Origin of the sequence: Amycolatopsis regifaucium (genome assembly GCF_001613935.1) — a bacterium.
Lineage (GTDB): Bacteria > Actinomycetota > Actinomycetes > Mycobacteriales > Pseudonocardiaceae > Amycolatopsis > Amycolatopsis regifaucium.
Genome location: NZ_LQCI01000048.1, coordinates 1 through 2,480, shown reverse-complemented (window position 1 = coordinate 2,480; position 2,480 = coordinate 1). Strand labels below are relative to the sequence as shown.

Annotated in this window: 5 protein-coding genes and 1 pseudogene; all 6 read left to right on the top strand. The window is 70.1% G+C overall.

Features of this window, described 5'->3' with window-relative positions; all coding sequences use genetic code 11:
- The coding region (locus tag AVL48_RS31920) for a type IV secretory system conjugative DNA transfer family protein (RefSeq protein ID WP_158070243.1) at positions 1-833 on the top strand (833 nt) is incomplete at its 5' end.
- On the top strand, positions 833-1,117 hold the full coding sequence (locus tag AVL48_RS31915; protein ID WP_143178251.1) for a hypothetical protein: 285 nt from the start codon (positions 833-835) through the stop codon (positions 1,115-1,117). The genes AVL48_RS31920 and AVL48_RS31915, both read left to right, overlap by 1 nt.
- Positions 1,114-1,491, top strand: coding sequence for an SsgA family sporulation/cell division regulator (locus AVL48_RS31910; RefSeq protein WP_061990429.1), 378 nt, complete (start codon positions 1,114-1,116; stop codon positions 1,489-1,491). The genes AVL48_RS31915 and AVL48_RS31910 overlap by 4 nt, the downstream gene beginning before the upstream one ends.
- Positions 1,491-1,838 (top strand): hypothetical protein, encoded by a 348-nt coding sequence (locus AVL48_RS31905; protein WP_061990431.1) that lies wholly within the window; start codon positions 1,491-1,493, stop codon positions 1,836-1,838. Before AVL48_RS31910 ends, AVL48_RS31905 begins: the two co-directional genes overlap by 1 nt.
- On the top strand, positions 1,835-2,041 hold the full coding sequence (locus tag AVL48_RS31900; protein WP_208616312.1) for a hypothetical protein: 207 nt from the start codon (positions 1,835-1,837) through the stop codon (positions 2,039-2,041). Before AVL48_RS31905 ends, AVL48_RS31900 begins: the two co-directional genes overlap by 4 nt.
- Positions 2,038-2,480 (top strand): annotated as a pseudogene (locus AVL48_RS31895) (DUF4913 domain-containing protein); the annotation flags it as partial. The gene AVL48_RS31900 and the pseudogene AVL48_RS31895, both read left to right, overlap by 4 nt.

The following is a 2,480-nucleotide window of genomic DNA, read 5'->3' as shown; positions in this document are numbered from 1 at the left end:
GCCTGGACGTCGCGGAGCTGCTGATCCGACGCGGCACGGTGTACCTGCTCGGCGCCGAGGAGGGCCACACGGCGCCGTTGGTGGCGGCGCTGACCGCGCACATCGCCCGCGAGGCCCGCCAGATCGCCACCGAGTCCCTGGGCGGCCGGTTGGATCCGGCGTTGACGCTGGTCCTGGATGAGGCGGCGCTGATCGCGCCCGTGCCGTTGGACACCTGGACTGCCGACATGGGCGGCCGGAACATCACCATCCACATCGGAGCCCAGTCGCGGGCGCAACTGCGGAAGCGGTGGGGCGACACCGGTTGTGCGGCGATCATGACGAACTCGTCGACGGTGCTGATCCTCGCGGGTGCCCGCGACGCGGACGACTTGCAGGCGTATTCGACGCTCACCGCCGACCGGCACGAGATGGTCGAGACTGAGGACGTCGACGGCCGGGTGACCGGGCGGACGCCGCAGCGGGTTCCGGTCCTCTCGGCCGGGCAGATCGCGCAGCTGCCGGAGCTGCACGCAGTGATCGTGCGCCGGGGGATGCCCGCCGCGATCGGGAAGCTTCAGATGGCGTGGAAGCGCCGCGACGTGAAGGCCGTGGAGCGCCGTGAGCGGTACGGCGATCTGCTGGAGCGGTGGGACGAGCGCCGCGAACTGTGGACCACGAAGGCCGGGGCGTTCGTGGACATGCTCGCCGATCGGGTCGAGCCATGGGTGGCCCGCGCCCAGGAGTGGGCCGCGCAGCGCCGTGCCGCCCGGGTCACCGAGTCGCTGGTGGTGCGGGCCGAGGCCGAGCGGGTCGAGGTCGAGCCGGTCGACACCGAGGGGCGGTGGTCCTGATGAACCCGAACCAGCCCTTCATGCCGGTCGAGACGTTCCGGATCACGACGGTGATCGAGCAGCTGGCCCGCGAGTTCGCCGCGCACTCGGGAGAGTCCAGGCGCCTGGTCGCGATGCTGGTGGAGATCATCGTGTGGCGCACGGTCAACGGCCAGCCCGCCGAGCAGATCACCGCGTTCCTCGACGCCCACATCTCACCGGGTGTGCGGGGGGACTTCGTGACCTGGGTGGTCAGCGAGACCACTCGCCGTCTGGGCTCCGTCCCGGGTGGGGGTGCGCGATGAAGCTGCACCTGCCTGCCCTGATCGACACGCAGCGGTTCCAGGTGACCGCCGAGTACCGGCGTACCGAGCCGTTCGCCGTCGCGCTGACGTTCCCGATCGAACCGCAGGAAGCCCGTTGGGTGTTGGGCCGGGAACTTCTCGACGCCGCGCTCAACACCGGGACCGCCGGGATCGGCGACGTGCGGATCACCGCCCGCGGCGACCTCATGGTGCTTGCCCTGTCCACTCCAGACGGGTCCGGTTCGGCGATCTTCCGCCGCGACGACCTCGCCGCGTTCCTCTCCCTGACCTACCTGATCGTCCCGGCCGGGACCGAGTCCGACGCGATCGACTGGGCCAAGGCCGCGAAGTTCTTCCCAGAGGTGAGTTTCTGATGAGTGCCAACCATTTTGTGTACCTCGCCGTGGACGACCTGGTTTGTGGCTCGTACTTCGACATACCGGTCGCGTGGGTCGGCGAGGACGGCGACGCGGTCGCGATCACCGCCGACCGCCGTCGCGGGCTCGCGGCGATTCACGCGCACGCGCGCCACGACCTTGGCGGACCTGCCCGCATCGTCGGTGAGGTCGAGACCTTGCTGGTGCGGTTCCGCGAACGGTCCGACTCGGATTCCTGGGAGCTGGTCGCGAGCGCCCCCGGGGATGCCGGGGCCATGCCCGCCATCGTCGTGCACGAAGTTGACCTCGTCTCCTGTTCATGCCTGGGGGTGTGGTGCCGATGAGCGCCCCGACGACCCCGCGCGTGTGGCTCGCCGCCGGCGTGGCCGAGAAGCCCGCCCCGACCGACGCGCCCGTGGTGCGCGACGACCTGATGCACCTGTGGTTCCCCGGCGAGGACGGGCTGTGGCACACCGCCGACGGCCGCCACCACGCCGACTGGACCGAACTGCACTCCCGCTTCGACCTCGTGGAGGTGACCCGATGAACACCAACGACAAAGAACTCGCCTACGCCACCGAAGCCGCCGTGGCCGGTCTCGCCCGTGAGGTCGAGGGCCTGCGGCTGACGATGGAAGCGGTCACCCCGCTACCGGAGCAGGTGCGGGCACTGCACGACGTGGTCGAGCCGCTGCCCGAGCAGGTCACGAAGCTCGCGAAGGTCGTGAAGGCCCTGGTGGAGCAGGTCAACGACGAGGAGCCGGGCAAGAAGACCCGCCCGTTGTCGTGGCTCGATCTGGCAGATGGCGAGGACGTCGATGGCGCCGACGAGGCGCAGACGGTGCTGACGGAGCTGTCGGTGTGGCTGGCGCGGGTGTATCTGCGCTACCACGGCGCGGAGCTGCCCGAATGCTGGTGGTGGCACCCCGACGTGGTCGAAGAGCTGGTGTGCCTGATGCGCTCGTGGCTCGCCGCCTACGTCGACAA